Origin of the sequence: Shewanella ulleungensis, assembly GCF_014648315.1 — a bacterium.
GTDB lineage: Bacteria > Pseudomonadota > Gammaproteobacteria > Enterobacterales > Shewanellaceae > Shewanella > Shewanella ulleungensis.
This window is the reverse complement of sequence record NZ_BMQW01000005.1, coordinates 264,243-283,050: the sequence shown is the minus strand read 5'-3', so window position 1 is coordinate 283,050 and position 18,808 is coordinate 264,243. Positions and strand designations below refer to the sequence as shown.

Annotated in this window: 12 protein-coding genes; 8 read left to right on the top strand and 4 right to left on the bottom strand. The window is 43.1% G+C overall.

The window, feature by feature from the left end:
* Positions 1 to 35 precede the first annotated feature (35 nt).
* From rng to IEY40_RS11955, 8 genes are all read left to right on the top strand, one after another.
* The gene (gene rng / locus IEY40_RS11990) at positions 36 to 1,526 is read left to right on the top strand and encodes a ribonuclease G (protein WP_160053599.1); all 1,491 of its coding nucleotides are present in this window, start codon (positions 36 to 38) and stop codon (positions 1,524 to 1,526) included.
* A complete protein-coding gene (locus IEY40_RS11985; protein ID WP_188956440.1) occupies positions 1,526 to 5,701 on the top strand; it encodes a YhdP family protein in 4,176 nt (1,391 codons plus the stop codon). The genes rng and IEY40_RS11985 overlap by 1 nt, the downstream gene beginning before the upstream one ends.
* Positions 5,625 to 6,461: a carbon-nitrogen hydrolase family protein gene (locus IEY40_RS11980; RefSeq protein ID WP_188956438.1), complete on the top strand. Its 837-nt coding sequence runs from the start codon at positions 5,625 to 5,627 to the stop codon at positions 6,459 to 6,461. Before IEY40_RS11985 ends, IEY40_RS11980 begins: the two co-directional genes overlap by 77 nt.
* 58 nt (positions 6,462 to 6,519) lie before the next feature.
* A complete protein-coding gene (gene tldD / locus IEY40_RS11975; protein WP_188956436.1) occupies positions 6,520 to 7,968 on the top strand; it encodes a metalloprotease TldD in 1,449 nt (482 codons plus the stop codon).
* 199 nt (positions 7,969 to 8,167) lie between these two features.
* Positions 8,168 to 9,613, top strand: coding sequence for a TolC family protein (locus IEY40_RS11970; protein WP_188956434.1), 1,446 nt, complete (start codon positions 8,168 to 8,170; stop codon positions 9,611 to 9,613).
* Positions 9,603 to 10,589: an HlyD family secretion protein gene (locus IEY40_RS11965; RefSeq protein WP_188956432.1), complete on the top strand. Its 987-nt coding sequence runs from the start codon at positions 9,603 to 9,605 to the stop codon at positions 10,587 to 10,589. Before IEY40_RS11970 ends, IEY40_RS11965 begins: the two co-directional genes overlap by 11 nt.
* A 21-nt stretch (positions 10,590 to 10,610) precedes the next feature.
* Positions 10,611 to 11,783, top strand: coding sequence for an ABC transporter permease (locus IEY40_RS11960; RefSeq protein ID WP_188956430.1), 1,173 nt, complete (start codon positions 10,611 to 10,613; stop codon positions 11,781 to 11,783).
* Entirely contained in the window at positions 11,780 to 12,928 is a 1,149-nt protein-coding gene (locus IEY40_RS11955) for an ABC transporter permease (RefSeq protein WP_188956428.1), read from the top strand. The genes IEY40_RS11960 and IEY40_RS11955 overlap by 4 nt, the downstream gene beginning before the upstream one ends.
* Before the next feature lie 148 nt (positions 12,929 to 13,076).
* On the opposite strand, the gene IEY40_RS11950 is transcribed toward IEY40_RS11955, so the two are convergent.
* The 4 genes from IEY40_RS11950 to IEY40_RS11935 all read right to left on the bottom strand — a co-directional run bounded on the left by IEY40_RS11950 (position 13,077) and on the right by IEY40_RS11935 (position 18,776).
* Entirely contained in the window at positions 13,077 to 13,589 is a 513-nt protein-coding gene (locus IEY40_RS11950) for a tetratricopeptide repeat protein (protein WP_188956427.1), read from the bottom strand.
* 865 nt (positions 13,590 to 14,454) lie between these two features.
* Positions 14,455 to 15,345, bottom strand: coding sequence for a LysR substrate-binding domain-containing protein (locus tag IEY40_RS11945; protein ID WP_229777088.1), 891 nt, complete (start codon positions 15,343 to 15,345; stop codon positions 14,455 to 14,457).
* A 334-nt stretch (positions 15,346 to 15,679) separates the two neighbouring features.
* Positions 15,680 to 16,081, bottom strand: coding sequence for a hypothetical protein (locus IEY40_RS11940; protein WP_188956426.1), 402 nt, complete (start codon positions 16,079 to 16,081; stop codon positions 15,680 to 15,682).
* Positions 16,082 to 16,295: 214 nt separating this feature from the next.
* Positions 16,296 to 18,776 carry an autotransporter outer membrane beta-barrel domain-containing protein gene (locus tag IEY40_RS11935; protein ID WP_188956425.1) on the bottom strand — a complete coding sequence of 827 codons (2,481 nt, stop codon included), beginning with the start codon at positions 18,774 to 18,776 and terminating at the stop codon, positions 16,296 to 16,298.
* Between the last annotated feature and the right edge of the window lie 32 nt (positions 18,777 to 18,808).

The following is an 18,808-nucleotide window of genomic DNA, read 5'->3' as shown; positions in this document are numbered from 1 at the left end:
TTACGATTGGAGCATGACCTGAATACAGGTGGCCTATGAACATAAAAGCACAACGTAAAAAAGGCACAGAACTACTCATCAATGTTACGCCAACCGAAGCGCGTGTTGCATTAGTCGAGCATGGTGTGTTGCAAGAAGTCCACATCGAGCGCCGCATGAAGCGCGGTTTGGTGGGTAATATTTACAAAGGCAAAATTAGTCGCGTGCTACCAGGTATGCAAGCTGCATTTGTGGATATTGGTTTAGACAAAGCTGCTTTCTTACATGCCTCTGATATCGTTCCTCATACCGAATGTGTTGCCGATGTCGAAAAAGGCAATTTTGTGGTGCGTGACATTGCCGAACTGGTTCGCCAAGGACAAGATATTATGGTGCAAGTGGTTAAAGACCCGCTTGGTACCAAAGGTGCTCGCCTCACCACCGACATTACCTTACCGTCACGTTATTTAGTGTTCATGCCTGGATCTAGCCATGTGGGGGTGTCGCAACGTATTGAGCTTGAAGAAGAGCGCCAACGCCTTAAAAATATCACTTTACCGTACGTCGACGATGACGGCGGATTTATTATTCGCACTGCAGCAGAAAATATTGGTGAAGATGAACTAGCACAAGATGCGGCATTTTTACGTCGAGTGTGGGCTAAAGTTAGTGAGCGCCGCAAACGCAAAGGTGCCACGTTACTCTATCAAGATCTGGCATTACCTGTGCGGATTATTCGTGATTTTGTTGGCACAGAGCTTGATCATATTCAGGTCGATTCACGCCGTACTTATGCTGAGTTACAGCAGTTTGCTCAAGAATTTATGCCAGAAATAGCTGACAAAATTGAGCACTATGCAGGCCCTGCCCCCATTTTTGAATTATACGATGTCGAAAACGAAGTGCAGCGCGCACTAGGGCGTAAAGTTGAGCTTAAGTCGGGGGGTTATTTAATTATCGACCAAACCGAAGCCATGACTACTGTCGATATCAATACTGGCGCGTTTGTTGGTCATCGTAATTTAGAAGAAACCATTTTTAATACCAACCTCGAAGCAACGCAAGCCATAGCCAGACAACTGCGGCTTCGTAATTTGGGCGGCATCATCATTATCGACTTTATCGATATGTTGAATAAAGAACATCAGGCAAGGGTGCTCGAAAGCTTAAACGCTGCACTTGCTCTTGATCGAGTTAAAACCAGTGTGAGTGGTTTCTCAGGTTTGGGCTTAGTTGAAATGACTCGTAAGCGGACTCGAGAAAGTCTTGAACATGTAGTTTGTGGCGAATGCCCATCGTGTCAAGGTACTGGGACCATGAAAACCATCGAAACGGTATCTTATGAAATTTTCCGTGAAATTATTCGCTTAAACCGAGCTTATAAAGCCGACGAGTTTTTATTGTATTGTTCGCCTGCGGTTTACATGAGTTTTAGCGGTGAAGAGTCGCATTTATTGGCAGAACTTGAAGTTTACATCGGTAAACGCATCCGCCTTCAAAACGAACCTTTATACATTCAAAGCAAATATGATGTGGTGATGATGTAGTGTCAACAACCCGGGTAGCGACTATCAACAGGATCTGTTGGCAAATATTGGCGATTACGCTAGTGCTTTTTGCACTGGCTGTTAGCCTTATTCGTGGGTTGTTACCGCATATTCCTGAAGTGCGTACCGAGCTAGTTAACTATTTATACTCTGAGTATCATTTACAGGTACAAATGGATGAATTGAATGCCGAATGGCAAGCTTTTGGTCCAGCGCTGACTATTAAAAACTTAAATTTGCCTCCTCAAGAGTTGCTGCCTATTACGGTTATCAGCCAAAACGTACACATTAAGCTCGACTTTTGGCAGTCTCTTTTTACCCTTAGTCCACAAGTTGAAACAGTGGTATTTGACGGTGTGAAAGTGGTATTAAATTTGGACCAACTGCCAGCCAATGGCGTCAGCGACAATAGCCAACCACAAGCAAATCTAGATTGGCTTTATCACTTGTTATTAGAGCAGTTAGCTCACTTTTCTATTACAGATGCATCATTACAATTAATGAGTAGTGAGCATGATTATCGGCCTATTTTTATTGATAACCTTGAATGGCATAACAGCCAAAATCGCCACCGGGCACAAGGGGTTATTCATGTTGATCAACTTGAGTCGAACAACGAACAACTGACACTTCGAATTGACCTAAGTGGTGATGGTTATCAGCCTGAGTCCGTTAACGGGCAGTTATATGTGTCTGCAGAATCGCTCGATTTGGGTGAATGGGCATCTCGTCAGCACAAAACTCAACAAGTCACCGACAACATCGAGTTTCAAGGCGTTATAAATTTAGATGCCTGGATGACGTTTGCTAACCGTAAACTGCGTGATGGTGTATTGATATTTAAACCGAGTTGGTTGCAATGGCGAGATAGTGATAGTTTGCAAAAATTTGCTATTGATTCAGGAGTATTGCAGTGGACACCTGAGCAAGGTGGTTGGGAAATACACAGTAACGATTTAGCACTATCGACTAACGAGCAAGCATGGCCACAATTAACACTGGCCTTTGGTGCTCAAAAAGGGCAATTTTTTGGTTTTATCAATCAAATTGTCCCACCATTATTAACGCCTTTATTGCCTTTAATCCCCAATTTAGGTCTAGAACAAGTTAAGAGTTGGCAACAACTTAATCCTCAGGGGGTTGTAGGGCCCATTCGATTATACAAACAAGTACAAAAACCACTAATAGCCACGGCAGATATTGAACAATTACAATGGCAACCATTTGATGCAATTCCGGGTTTAAACCCAATTGATATACACCTTACATGGGCTAATAATCACCTTGATTTTGCGCTACCACCTCAAGCCTACCAATTTGATTTTGGTGACAGTTTTAGTCATCCACTGGCATTACAAGGTGAGGCAATTAATGGTCGAATGGATTTCACCAAGCAACGCCTTACGATTGCCAATATCAGCTTAAGCAATGCCGATATTGAATTGCAGGCAGGGGTAAACCTTGATCTAAGCGAGACTAAACATTTAGCGTTAGCCGCCAATATGAGTATTTTTGATGTTGCCCATGCCGGGCGATATTTTCCGTTAATGGCCATGAGTCCAAGTTTAGTGGATTACCTTAATGATGGCTTACAAGCTGGCAATATCGAAAATGCTCAGGTGGTGTGGCACGGTGAGTTAAGCGGTTACCCATATCAAGACAGTAGTGGCGTATTCCAAGCAGATTTTGAGTTAGAGAAAGGTAATTTTAAATTCCAACCTAATTGGCCAGCAGTAAGTGACTTAACCTTGTCGGCACTGTTTGAAAATGCCTTAATGGACTTGCATATTGAAAAAGGGCTGTTAGGTAAAGTCGTTGTTGATGGTGCAAAAGTGTCTATTGCGCAACTTGGTAAAGAATCATTATTAAAAGTCGAAGCCGATATCACCGCAGATGGCCAGGCCGCGACTCAAGTGATTAATCAATCACCACTCAAAGAGTCTGTCGGTACGACATTAGATGTCGTGCAAATAAAAAAACCTATTGGCATTAATTTAGACTTAGCCATTCCGCTATATCATGGAGGGCAGCAACTAATAAAAGGCCAGATTAATTTAGCTGATAACCCTATCTTTATCGCGAGTCCCGGCCTAGATTTACAAAAAGTAACTGGACAAGTCAGTTTTATCAATCAATTCATTGAAGCCAAAGATATCAAAGCAACATTGTTTAAACAGCCGCTCATTTTTAGTGTAAGCACAGGTAAGCAAAATGATAACTTTGCTTTAAACGTCAATATGAATGGTCGCTGGGATCTTGATACATTATCAAATCAACTGAATAACCCCATGACAGGTTTATACCATGGTGAACTTGATTGGGATGGCGCATTGACAATGATTTTTGACCCAAGCGGTTACAGTTTACAGGTATCGGCCAATTCAGACTTAGTCGGTGTCGCACTGGATTTACCCACACCTTATGCCAAATCAGCAGACGAGCCTAAAAAACTACGTGCCGATCTCATTGGCGACAATAAACAGTCATCACTGAGCATTAAACTTGGTAACGATGTTGAGTTTTGGGGCGGATTTAACGCCGAAAATAATGGCCATTTGGCGTTTTACGATGTGATGGTAGGTCGTCATTTTAAATTAGGTGACAAGCTCAGAAAGCAATATGGCCATTTACACCTCGATTTACCAAAAGTTGAGTTAGCGCAATGGTTACCACTGATAAAACGTTTTAGTTCAGCTGCTGAACCTGAAGTCATCGCTTCATCAGTACGAGACAGGATTTTAACTGATACCGAATTACCCACTATAAACAACACCACCTTAGCAACTGCGAGTAATATCCCTGTTCCAGCTGCGTTTCCTCCACTCGTTGGGATCCATGCCAATGTTGCTCAGCTAAATGTATTAGGCCAGTCGTTTGACCAATTACAATTTGATGCCGAGCCAACGGAATACGTATGGCGTTTTGATGCGATATCTGAGCAGTTTGACGGCCGAATCGATTTTTACTCAAATTGGCGCGAGCAAGGCATAAAAGTGGTGGCAAATAAACTCCATCTATCACCGACTACTCAAGCCGCAACGGCAAGTGAGCCTGTTGATGTTGCTAGTAAAACTAGCATGCTAGATCAAATACCAACGCTAGCCATTGATGTTGATGATTTTAGTGTTTATGACCTCTCTTTAGGGCATTTGGTACTACAAGGTGTACCAACTGAGCAAGGTTATCAGTTCCAAACGCTATCATTAACTAAACCAACACTGTCTTTACAGGCCGATGGTTTATGGTCATTGAATGAGGGTGTCGACAGCACTGAGTTTGATGTCAAACTGCTGGCAGAAAACTTCGACGAGTTATCGACCACGCTAGGCATTAATCCCGGTCTCAAAGATGCGCCCTTAGATCTCAGTGGTAAAGTATCATGGGAGGCAGCCCCCTATCACTTTTCGCTCGACACCTTAAATGGTCAAATCAAGTTCGACTTAGGCAAAGGGTATTTATCGGAAATCAGCGATAAAGGCGCGCGAGTATTTTCATTGTTTAGCTTAGACTCATTACTGCGTAAATTGTCGTTAGATTTTTCAGACGTGTTTGGTCAAGGGCTTTATTTTAATACTTTTGCGGGCAATGTGACCATTGATAACGGTGTGGTAAAAACCACCGATACCGAAATGGATGCTATCGCCGGTAATATGAAAGTGAGGGGATATACCGACTTAACGACCCAAAGCTTAAATTATGATATTCGCTTTGTGCCGCAATTAGCCTCGAGCGTCCCCACAGTGGTCTTGCTGAGCACTAGCGCATGGACATTAGGTTTAGGGGCATTTGCATTAACCAAAGTGTTAGAACCGGTAATTGAAGTGATTTCTGAAATTCGTTTTCGGGTTACCGGCACTATGGACAATCCTGAGTTAGAAGAATTAGAGCGCAAGAGTAAAGAGATTGAAATTCCAAAGGCTATTTTGCCACAACCAGATGAAACCAGTGTTGATGCGGTTGAAGGTGTAAGCTCAAACACCAAAGATAAAGTTAGTGACAGCGTAGTACCAGACGTACAATCCAGCGCTAACGAACCAACCAAAGTAGCACCTGCAAACACAAATATAAGCAATGTCGTTACGCTACAAGGAGCACAATATGCAAATCAGCTTATTACAATGCCAGAGCAGTCGCGACGTTCAAGCCAACCTAGCTTTTATCGACTCGCAGCTTAAGCTATTACCGCGTGAACTAGGCGAGCCTCAATTGGTGGTATTGCCTGAGTGTTGTTTATTGTTTGGTGGCCATGAGAGCCAGCAATTACAATATGCTGGCAGTGAACACCAAAGCGAGCTGAAAACGGCATTAGCTAATATGGCCAAGCAATACCAAGTGTATTTAATTGCCGGCACTATTCCGATGCGCGCCGATGATGGCAGAGTGTTCAGTCGCTGTTATTTTTTTGATGATCATGGCGTCACCCTAGGTCATTACGATAAACTGCATTTATTCGATGTAGATGTTGCCGACGGTACTAAAACCTACCGTGAAAGTGACACCTTTCATCCCGGCGATCACCTGTGTGTTGTTGATACGCCTTTTGGTAAAGTAGGCTTAGCCATATGTTACGACATTCGCTTTGGCGATTTGTTTAGGGCACTGCGTTTAGCGGGAGCTGATTATATTGCACTACCTTCAGCTTTTACTAAAGTGACCGGAGAGGCACACTGGCAAGTATTATTACAGGCTCGGGCCATCGAAACTCAATGCTATTTATTGGGTGCAGGTCAATGGGGCCAGCATAATCAAGGTAGCCGAGAAACCTGGGGCCACAGCATGATTGTCGACCCATGGGGTAGAGTCATTGCCGAACGTGCCACCGAGTGCGGTTGGGCACAAGCCAAGGTTGAGCTCAGTGAGCTACAACGTATACGCCAACAAATGCCGGTGATCGGCCATAATCGTTTCGTTGCGCCGCAATTAACCCCTGTTTAGGTGGGCGCTTAAGACCTCATTCGCACTACGCGTTAGCTATTAATAAAAGAGAATTTGAATGCCATTTTTAACTCAAGTAGAGCAAAGCTTATTGCAAGATGGATTAACCTTAGATGGACTACAGGGTTACTTAAATATCATTCATCAACACAATATTGATTTTTCAGACCTGTATTTTCAAGCTTGTCGTCATGAGTCTTGGGTACTAGAAGATGGCATTATAAAAGAAGGCAGCTTTCACATTGAACGTGGTGTGGGTGTGCGTGCCATTACCGGTGAAAAAACCGGTTTTGCTTATGCAGATGAGATTACACCAGCAGCATTAGATGCTGCAGCTAAAGCCGCACGGGGTATTGCTAGCGCGGGTGAACAACACAAAGTCAAAGCATTTACTCGTCAAACTGCTCATAAGCTTTATGACAGTGCAGATCCTATTGCAGCGATGGATGAAGTAAAAAAAATCGATTTGCTCAAGCAAACCGATGCCTATATTCGCAGCCTCGATAGTCGAATTATTCAAGTCGTAGTGAGTTTATCTGGTGTGCATGAAGAGATATTAATTGCCGCTAGCGATGGGACATTAGCCGCCGATATTCGTCCATTAGTGCGTTTTAATTGCAGCGTCATTTTAGAAGATAAAGGCAAGCGTGAGCGTGGCAGCGCCGGTGGTGGTGGTCGTCATGACTACAGTGTGTTTTTAGCCACTGATGAGGCGGGTTTACCACTTAGTTTTGAATTTGCTCGTGAAGCGGTGCGCCAAGCTCAGGTTAATGTTCATGCGATTGATGCACCTGCTGGCGAAATGCCCGTCGTGCTCGGTAATGGCTGGCCTGGCGTGTTATTGCATGAAGCAGTAGGTCATGGTTTAGAAGGCGATTTTAATCGTAAAGGCAGCAGTGCATTTAGCGGTAAAATTGGTCAGCAAGTCGCCTCAACATTAGTCACAGTTGTCGACGATGGCACCATGGAGAATCGTCGTGGTTCGTTGAGTATTGATGATGAGGGAGTCCCAAGCCAAAAGACGACCTTAATCGAAAACGGTATCTTAAAAGGTTACATGCAAGACAAGCTCAATGCACGTCTTATGGGCCAAGCGCCAACAGGTAATGGTCGCCGCGAATCATATGCACATTTACCTATGCCGCGTATGACTAATACCTATATGAATGCCGGAGAATCTAACCCAGCCGACATTATCAAGTCAGTTAAAAAAGGTATTTACGCACCGAATTTTGGCGGCGGACAAGTGGATATTACCTCGGGTAAATTTGTATTCTCAGCCTCAGAAGCTTACTTAATCGAAGAGGGTGAAGTAACACAAGCCATTAAAGGTGCGACCTTAATTGGTAACGGTCCAGAAGCCATGGGGTTAATTTCAATGGTCGGTAATGATTTAGCATTAGATAAAGGCGTGGGCGTGTGTGGTAAAGATGGCCAAAGTGTGCCGGTAGGTGTGGGTCAACCTACATTGAAAATTGATCGTTTAACCGTTGGTGGTACAGCGTAAAGAGCGTTAACGGATGAGCTTAATGCTGAGTGCTATCGCTAATTAAGCTCATCAAATCGTTTATGCATTGAAAAGATTTGTTCTCTAAGGGTAACTGTATTCCTTACCTGTGCAGTGGATCTCAACGATTGGCTGATAAGCAATGTAGATTCAGGGTATAATTCATCAATAAAATAGAGCAAAAACTCTAAGGGTGATTATGGTGTTAATAAGTCTTATTGGCCAATGTTTTCAGCAGCCAGCACGTTTTGTTGGCTGTGTTACTTTGAGCATTAGTACGCTAATCTTTACAGGTTTTTCTTATGCTGAAACCGTGAGTTTTCCACAAGCCTGGCAGCAGCTGTTACAAGTGAGCGATCAACTGCAGGCCAAAAACCAACACGTTAACAGAGCCAAAGCGGAAGAGAGTGCAGGTGATGCGTTAAATTATCCATCGCTAAATGTCGCAGGAAGTTATACCCGCCTAGAAAAACCGATTGAGTTAGATTTACAAGATTTAAACCCACTCGCTTCACTCGATGTGAGCACATTACCGAGTGCTATTACCGATGTGTTAGCCACTATCCCTAGCTCAATGTATGTCACACCATTTACCGAACAAGATGTGTTTCGCGCTAGCTTACAAGCTATGTGGCCTATTTATACTGGTGGACGAATTACCGCTGCGCAAGGTATTCATGCTGCGCAAGTGTCAGAGTCAGAACAAGAGTTTGCTTTAGCCAGCCGTGAATTATTTTTACAATTAGTTGACCGCTACTATGCAGTGTCGGTGACGCAAACGTTGGCTGAAACGCAAAAACAGCTGGTGGACTCGTTAAGCTTACATGCATCACATGCAGAAAAGCTTGAGCAACAAGGACAGATTGCCAAAGTTGAACGTCTCAATGCACAAGTCGCACTCGAAAATGCCAAAGTGGATTGGGGTAAAGCGAAGCGTCAATATGAAATGGCCGAAATTGCATTAGCGCGAATGTTACACGTGCCTGCGGTTAATCCTACTACTGGATTATTTATGCTTGAACAGCAGCCGTCCTTATCGCGCTTGAGCCAGCTTACCTTAACGCAACATCCAGCATTAAAATTACTTGAGGCTAAAGAAGCACAAGCCAATGGTTTGGTCGATTTAGAAAAAGGCGGCTATTTTCCAACGGTGTATTTATATGGTAATTACACCTTGTATGAAGATGACAGTTTATTTTCCCAAGTTGAACCAGACTGGATGGTTGGGGTTGGTGTGAGTATTCCACTTATTAGCCGTGACGGCCGCAGTGGTAAAGTGCTTGCAGCCAAAAGTGCGTTACTACAAGCACGGTATACCAAGGCGCAAACTCGACAAGATTTAAGCTTGTTGATAGACCAAAGCTATCGGCAAATGTTGCAAGCTAAGGAAGAAGTTGATGCACTCGACACTTCGCTCGCTCTTGCTACTGAAAACCTTCGTTTACGTGAATTAGCCTTTAATCAAGGGCTTTCAACCTCAATTGACCGTGTAGATGCAGAGCTAAGCTTAACGGCAGTAAAAACCAAGCAGTTAGGGGCAAAGTATCGATATATGCAAGCGTATGCCAAAGTCATGGCCGTGAGCGGTCAAGTAGACGAATATGTTAATCGAACTCAAATTCAGGGAGCTTCACATGCGGACTAACAGAGTTATCGCAGTATTCGCATTGGTGCTGTTATTGTTATTGCTCGGTTACGGCGTCATGCTAGCATTTACGCCCAAACCATTGGTGCTACAAGGACAAATTGAAGCACGAGAATACAATATTTCATCTAAAGTACCTGGCCGTGTTGAACAAGTACTCGTACGTAAAGGTGACAAGGTCGCTCAAGGTGATATTTTGTTTGCCATTAGTAGCCCAGAGTTAGATGCTAAATTAATGCAAGCTCAAGGTGGCTTAGATGCGGCAACAGCGATGCAGCAACAAGCGGATAACGGCGCCAGACAACAAGAGGTCACCGCCGCACAAGAGCAATGGCGCAAAGCTAAAGCGGCTACTGAATTACGGGTTAAAACCTATCAACGGGTTGAAAATTTATTTGATGAAGGCGTAGTCGCCAGGCAAAAGCGCGATGAAGCCTATACCCAATGGCAAGGCGCTAAATATACTGAGCAAGCGGCTTATGCTATGTATCAAATGGCACAAGAGGGCGCACGCAGCGAAACCAAAGCCGCTGCTGCAGGGCAAACTCGCATGGCAGAAGGTGCGGTAAAAGAAGTGAACGCCATTTTAGCCGACAGCCAAATGCGTTCGCCTAAACAGGCAGAGGTCAGTGACGTACTACTTCAAGCTGGTGAGCTTGCTCCGAGTGGTTTTCCTGTGGTGAGTATTATTGATATGTCAGATGCTTGGGCTGTAATGCAAGTACGTGAAGATCAGCTGAGCCAATTTAAACAAGATCAAACCTTAACCTTAGAAATCCCAGCACTTCAGCAACAGGTTGAGTTTGTGGTGTCGCACATTAGCGTAATGGGCAACTTTGCCACTTGGCGTTCAACCGAAAGTGGTCACGATTTTGATATGCGTACTTTTGAAGTGGAGTTGACTCCAAAGCAACCTATTGCTGACTTGCGTGTTGGTATGTCGGTGTTATTTCGCATCGACAAACTTGACCAATAAGTTGCATCACAAGGCTTAATGATGAGACAGTTAATTAAGCGAGAACTTAAAAGTGTATGGCACTCTCCATGGCAATTAGCTCTCATGAGTTATATTCCGCTGATTGGTGTATTGGCGCTATGGTGGCTGTTTAGTGCTGGTTTGCCGCGTCAACTTCCTGTGGCGTTAGTTGATCTAGACAATAGCCAAATTAGCCGAATGCTCAGTAGGCAACTTTCTGCCAATTCGGTGATTGCTCCTCAGTCGTTTGCTAATGAAGCACTGGCGATAGATGCTATGCGCCAAACTAAAGTATACGCGATGGTTGTGTTGCCTTATCAGTTAAAAAAAGATCTGTTAACGGGTCATCAGCCCACTATTGATATTCGTTATAACAGCCAATTTTTACTGGTGGGTAAGTTACTTTCAAGTCAATTACAGCTGAGCCTAGCAGAAGGGCTTACCCAAATCGGTCAGCAACGTTTGCTGCTTAATGGTGCCACTAAAGCCACTGTAGATGTCAGCCTAACGCCAATCACCAATCAAACCACGGCATTATTTAATCGTAATAATAATTATGTCGGCTTTTTAGTGCCGCCCATTCTGATTGCCTTATGGCAATTATTATCGATGTTAGTGTTCGTTAATAGCTTAAATAAAGAGCTTATTTTGCTCCAAGACCGCTATTACTTACCGAGTAACATAGGGGCGTTAGTTGTCACTAAAATCTTATTCTACAGCCCGATAATGTTGTTGCATGGCGGGTTTATTTTATTGTGGCTATATCACTACTTAGGCCTACCTGCCGCTGGCGGTTTGATTGATTTAGTGCTGGCGCAATTGGCGATGTTACTGGCGTTGTGGTTATTGGTGCTGGTGATTTTTATGGCCATGCGAGATGGTGCGCGTACAGTGAGTTTTTGCACTGCATTATTTGCCCCCGCTTTTGCATTTATGGGGATTACTTTTCCGGTTAATGATATGCCTGAGCTCGCGCAGTGGTGGCGTTTAGTGATGCCATCTAGCCATTATATCGACTCTCATGTGAGCGTGATTAGTTATGGTGCGCAATTACCTCAAGTGTTAACGCAAGTCAGTTCATACTGGGGCTTTTTATTATTATTGCCAATCATTGTGTTATTAGCCCATAAAGCGAAACAAGTGCCACGAAGCGAGTTGGCTGTCACAACTGCAGGTCAGGAGGTTAATCAATGAACTTCTGGCAATTGATGCTGGCTGAATTTAAGGCGATTTTGGCTGACAAAGCCATTGTGGTGACCTTATTTGGTGGAGTGTTATTTTATTCAGTATTGTATCCGCTGCCATATTTACAACAAGTGCCTACTGAGCAGCAAGTGGTTGTTATTGACCACGATAACTCATCGTTGAGCCGCTTAGTGACGCGTCACGCTGATGCCAGTGCCAAAATCCATGTTGTAGCTAATTTGGGTAGTATTGATGAAGCTAAGACCTGGATTAGTAACGGGAAGGCTTATGGTTTGTTAGTGATCCCGGCTAACTTTAGACGAGATTTATTGTTAGGAAAGGGCGCGACGTTAAGTTATGGCGGCGATGCCAGTTACTTTTTAATTTATTCCGCCGTGGCAGAGGGTTTAGTCGCAGCAGGTATGGATGCCAGTAAAGACGTACAGTTAATTGGTTTGTTGTCTCGTGGACAAAACCCACAATTGGCAGAGCAAAGCGTTAACTCAATAAATATAAACTCTGTGCCGGTATTTAACCCTAGCTTAGGCTATACCCCGTATGTAGTTCCCGGACTTTTTTTACTCATATTGCATCAAACATTATTAATTGGTACCGGTATTTTAGGGGCTGGGCAGTGGCGCAAAAAAGGCTATTGGCAGCATGTGAGTTCTACTCAATTGGTGTTGGCGCGATTAAGCGTTTTTTTATTAATTTATAGTGTGTTTAGCAGTTTTTATTTGGGTTACTGTTTTTATTGGTATCAAGTCAGTGTCGCAGCAACTATCATCGAGGTGGGCTTATTTATGCTCCCCTTTTTATTAGCCACAGGCGCACTGGGGATTGTGCTAAGTAGTTTTTTTATGCGCCGTGATTTACCCACTCAACTGTACTTACTCATGTCTATGCCGGTGTTATTTGTGTCTGGATTTGTATGGCCCATTGCCTTGATCCCAGAACCGCTAGTCGTCGTCTCACAGGTTATTCCAGCCGTACCAGCCATTATGGGTATGCTAGAGTTAAATCAATTAGGCGCTGGCTGGTTAGCAATATTGCCAAAATGGCTACAACTTTGGGGATTATTTGCGGTATTTATTTGTCTTGCTGTGTTTGCTGTTGCGCAAAAACAAAAGCAAGCTATTGGCATAAGTAGTTAAGTGTTAGCTGCATGCCCTAGACAATAAAAATAGACAGGCATCAAATGATTGACCTGTCTATTCCATCACATTCAGTGATATGTGAGTTACCTAAAAGGTAAGTAAGCTGGTTGGTGTTAACCGTAGCGGTTATTTGGTCACTCTCCAATTACAAAATACCAGTTTGAACTGTGTTTAAAGCCGCCTCTAAACGCTCAAGGTTATGCTTATAAATGCTACTGTTATCGACTTTTGCAGCGCGTTTAAAGTCAGCTAATGCACCTAAATTATCATTATTCATTAACTTCATTACACCACGGTTGTTATAAGCATAAGCACGAACAGACATGGACGGTATTGCCACTAAAGAACGTGCACTTTTTACCGCAGCACTACACGCTTTTTCCGCTTTTTCCATATCTGACATTTGTACGTAACCAGCACATAAGTTCACATTACGCGAATAGTCGTCTACCGTATATTTACTTGCAGATAGTGTTGCTGTTAAACCTTCTTCAACATTACCTGTTTGCAATGCCGTTACACCTGGTACATCTTCAACTAACACCATTTTATAAGCTGTGCTGCTGAATTCTTGACCTTGAATATCAGCCATCACGCTTGCTGAAGTGGTAAGTAATACTGAGGCACAAATTAGGCCATTAACAATGCTCTTTTTCATGGTGTAGCTCCTTTAAAGTTGTTGTAGCGCCGCGCTACAGGTGAACTTTAGTGAAAAGGCATACAGGCGACAAACGATAAAAAACGCATTAATGGGTTAAAAATATTCATCTATACATAAAGAGGTATGTAAGCGGTGATTCACTGTGCATAGTAAAAATAACCAAGAGCGATATAGATTCGAGTGAAGGACAATGGGCAGGCTAACAAGGTAGTGCCTTACTGCGTCATTAACTCTTTATGTATAATCACTGCACACTCCAAAGTGTCTGCCTTGTAAAGTTGTCAGCAATTCGCTACAAAAATAACCTTGAAAACTCTACAGACCCTAACATTAATCAGGAAATTAACCTCATTGTATACTGGAGCGCTAAGCTAAATCGATGAGGATATAATAAGGATAATAATGACAATACATCAACACTGTAAACTGCTTGGTTATAGCTTTGTTACCTGGCTAAGTTTTTATCTGATTGGTCTGCCTGATTATTATCAACAATAGCCATTTTGGATAAAATTACCCTTATTGCCACTTGTGACCTTGCTATACATTCCTATTACTAAGATTACGCTGAGAAAGTATTGGAGTGATGGGAGACATGTTATTAACTCATGCTGGCTGGCGTTTTACTTAACTTTACCTTTGTTTATTTACGATTATTTGCTACTAGGAGTGTATAAAGAGTTAGGTATCAATTTTGTTTTTACTTATTGGTATTTAAGCTTTTTCTACTTTTCATTTTGGATCCAATTCCCCTATATAGCCTGGAGAATGGAAAAGGCTGAAGGTCGTCGTTAACATAAGGCAAGTATGGTGCAACAACGTTGGCTAACTTTTGTACCGATTAGTATGGGATTGACGTTAGCTAATGACTTTCATCATGGAAGCTTTTGAGGATCCAGTCGATAAGCAGTTGCACTTCGGGGCGCTGTTGCTCGTTAGTGTGGCGGGTAAGGTAATAACGGTCATGGCTGTAAAGTGGGTGAGAGAAGAGTGGGATAAGAGTGTTGTTATCAAACCATGCTTGGCTGATCGGTAATGGGATTAATGCAACCCCTAGCCCTTGCTCTGCGGCACGGGCGACGCTAAACATACTGTCTAATTGAATAATTTGTTTGGGTTTGAATTGTTCAAAACCGACATTTTCGGCCCATTGGTGCCACGCGTAAGGTCTGGCTTTGTGCAGTATTAACGGAACTTTTGTCAATGCTTTAAAACCTTGCGAATACAGTTCGCTGTGAAGGTGTGGATTACACGCTGGGATATAGGTGATGGGAAATAAATCGTAAACATTGTCATTCGGTTGCTGTTTTCCCGACAACATAATCGACACATCTGTATGCTTTATAACATCACTACGCGACTTAATGGTTTCAAGTTTTAGATTGATATTAGGGTATTTTGATGACCAACCGATAAGTTTTGGCATAAACAGTTCGCTGGCGAAAAATTCAGGCATGGAAATGCTTACTTCGAGCATTCGATCTGACTGATTAAATTCGCTAACAGTATTGACCAGTTGCTGCATAACAGGTTCGATGGCCTGATAAAAGCGTGCACCTACTTCAGTTAATGCTATTGAGCGTGTTTGGCGGATAAACAAGCTTTGGTTTAATGTCTCTTCTAACTGCTTAATTTGATGACTTACCGCAGAGGGCGTTAAGTACAGCTTTTTAGCCGTTTCTTTAAAGCTTAAGCATTCAGCAGCAACGCAAAAACACCGTAAACCGCGCATAGAAGTGTGTAAAGGCAGCATTCAATTCTCAACAACAATAAATGACTTTGCATAGGGTAAATGATACGGATAATAATCATTGGTGGGTGATTATCAACAATTAACATTGGCCGCTAAACTCGTATTAACCACTAAACTGATTTGACAACTATATTAGAGGGTTAATGATTATTGCAGCAAAGATCAGACCATTGTTAATATGATTTTAAAACAAGATGTTAAGTAATCGACTAAGGGGTATTGAGTCGAGATGGTGCCTAGCGGATAAATATGCGCACCACGGTAGTGCAGTATCGTTTAGGCAGTATCGGTTAGGTAATATGAAGCAGGGCTAGTGCTTAGTTAGTTTTATTAATTAAAAATAAAGTGTTTCTTTTTGCTCGCCATCAATAAAGATGTCGCACTTGTCTGCAGTGCTGTTTTTAGCTGATTGCACAATACTGGCAACGACTCCAAATGCTCCACCTTGGTCGCCTAAAACCGAACCAAAATAGCAATCGCCCTTAACAGCCATACCTTTGTATTTAGCGTTAAGGTGTTGAGTAGGGGTCATTGGCGGGAATTGGCCTTGCATGATTGCATCGCCATTAGCAATAAGTTGTAGTTTATTTTTCTCTTTGTCGTATATACCACCAAAGATGATAGTCTGGTCATTAACGACAACAGTTTTATTTTGTGCCACGATAGGTGGTTTAGCGGCACAAGCGCTTAGAAGCACACCTGCGGTTAAGGTAGAAAGTACATAAAGTTTGCGCATTATTTTTCCTTAGTATGCGTCGAAAGACATTTATCAGTCCCTCGTATTAATAAACTAGCCCTGTTTATAAATTGGTTTTTTTTGGATAGCAGATTAAAATATGGAAAGTATCTTTACCGTATTTCGGCCGCTATTGTAACAACTTATCAACGAATGCCAACCACAAAAAAGCCTGCTTATTCAGCAGGCTTTTTATTGTCATAAGCAAACGGTACTACAATAACGTAACAAAAAAGCTCAATGTAGTGACCACACCTTTTGGTGTTGTAACGGTTAAGGTCACCTGGCTAATACCCGGCGTGTCATCATTTTTTAGTGTAAATGATGTAGAGGTTCCACCCTCTGAGTTTTGACTTGGGACGCTATAACCTGCAAATTGCAAGTCACCCAATGTGCTTGTTACCGCTAAGGTAGTGCCTGCAGGTAATATTTGGTTAGCGCTGTCAGCTAACTGCACTTCAAATGTTGCGGTATCACCGTTTGTTATCGCTTGAATATCACTATTGTAATCATTAATTACTGTATCATTTTGACTTACGGTAAAGCTGGCTGTTGAGCCTGACATGGTTAACACCAAGGCTTTACGAATATAGGTTGTCATGGCTGTACTGTCGCATAAATTTCCTTGGCACTGTGGGCCATTAAATTTAGCGTCAGCAGCTTGATATGACGTACTAGATTTAAGGTTAAAGTACGGCTCACTTGAATCGCGAATGCGAGATTCATTGTCGTCTCTAAAGGCATCTGGTAAATCAACAAAGCCACTGTCTTGGTAGGTTTCAACATCCATACCGTTACCGCTACACTCAACAGACGTTGTACCGCTTAAACAGCCATTAACTGCGCTGCCATCGTCATCATCAAATACATTATTACCATTGGTGTCGAAAAAGGTTTCGTGGCCAAGAGCATAAGCCAAAACGGTTATACGATGATTGCTTACTCGAGGTGATGCTGATGTCCAAGTCACGGCACAGGTACCGCTTACAATGCTACATGAAGGCTCGATTTGGCCACCTTCTGTTGTAAAGTTAACTGTGGTGTCATCTGGCGCTGGGTTACCAAAACTGTCTGATGCATAAACGGTCATGATGACTGTTTCACCATTGTAATCGCCGGCTTCAGGGTTCGAGCTCGATGCTGAGATACTAAATCCAAGTTGCTGCGGTAAACCTGTATTGACCGTAAGTTGCTCAGATTGAGTCGTAATCGTTTGTTGGGTGTCGCTATCCGTTGTTGAGGCCATAACTCGTACAGGTGTGGGCACTGTGCCTGCTTGTACACGCACACTAACTAGCCCTTCTGAGTTAGTAATGCTGCTGTCTGTTATATCATCATTTGCAAAGACTAAACCACCTACAGTGGTATCGAGAGTGAAAGTCACTTCTTGTTGAGCGGCTGGCTGGCCATTTGCACTGCTTACTAAAAAGGTAACTAACGATGATTCGCTCGAATCAGTACCGCCAGAGCCTTTAATGCGAATCTGGGTTGGTTCTGCAGACACAAAGCTAATGTCTGATAAGGTTTGGCGAGCCAGAATGAAAGGCAGGCTAGCACTTAAACTGATGTCATTGACGGTTGTGGTTGCCACAACGGTGTCGCTGCGTTCGCTGTTACCGCTGCAACTATTATCGGTAAAGGTTGAACTTGCAGAACCTGACAGTGTGGTTACTGGCGAATCCAAACTGGCGTCTGCATTGGTATTACAATCAGAGCTAAAGCTGATGCTGGTTGGGTTTTGTAAACGAGTAATATTTCCATCAGTGTCTTCAGTCACTAGCGTGGCTGTAACGCCAAAAGTTCCGCCTGCACTAATGGTATATTGGCCATTTTCGTCAGCAGTTAAGGTTGTCCCTAAGACGCTTTCAACAAAGTTACCTGTGGCATCATACGAGCCAATTTTTATTGTGCCATCGGTGGTCACATCACTTGTGGCTAACACTTCATATGCACTAGTGCTGGTTAGAGTGGTGCTGTCGTATTCTGTGGTTGCGGTTAATAAGCTAGCGCCTAGTTCTGAATCTGTCGGAGTAAAGTTAAGCGTGGCGATACCAGACGCTTTAGTTAATGCTGTTGTAGGTGTTAACGTGGCGCTACCAGCATTAAAGGTTACTATTTGATTTGCAATGCCTAGGTTATTGCTGTCAGTTAGTGTCGCGTTTAACTGTACTGTGTCGCCGACATTAAAACGTGTAATTACACCGTTACTGTCACTAATTGAGACCGTAAAGTTGATTGCTTCTACAGGCGCTGTAGTGGTGTATTCTTTAAACTGATAATTACGGCTGGCAGTGACGGAGTCTTCATCATCTGGCGAATAGGTCACGCTTAACGTGCCGGCCTCCGTGCTGGTGGAGCTCACCATCGTTGAGGCTATTCCGCTAGTGCTTGTTAATACTGACGCTGTGCTTAGCGTGGCATTGCTGGTAGTGAACTCAATTAGTGCGCCGCTAACATTAGCGCTCCCCAATTTAAGCTGCGCTACCGCACAAAAGCTGTTTTCGATATCAAAAATTAAGCTGTCGGTGCTGGTATCGCATTGGCCATTGACCACGTTTTGATAACTGACCGACAAGTTGTAGCTGTCATCTGAAGTATCTGAGTCGGTGCCATCAGCGGCACCGTTACAACCTGTAAATACCAACATTGAAGCAAGAGATAGAAAAAGTGCACGTATCGTTGTTTCAAGCCGCATTAGCAACATCCTTATTTTGGTTAATCAGATAA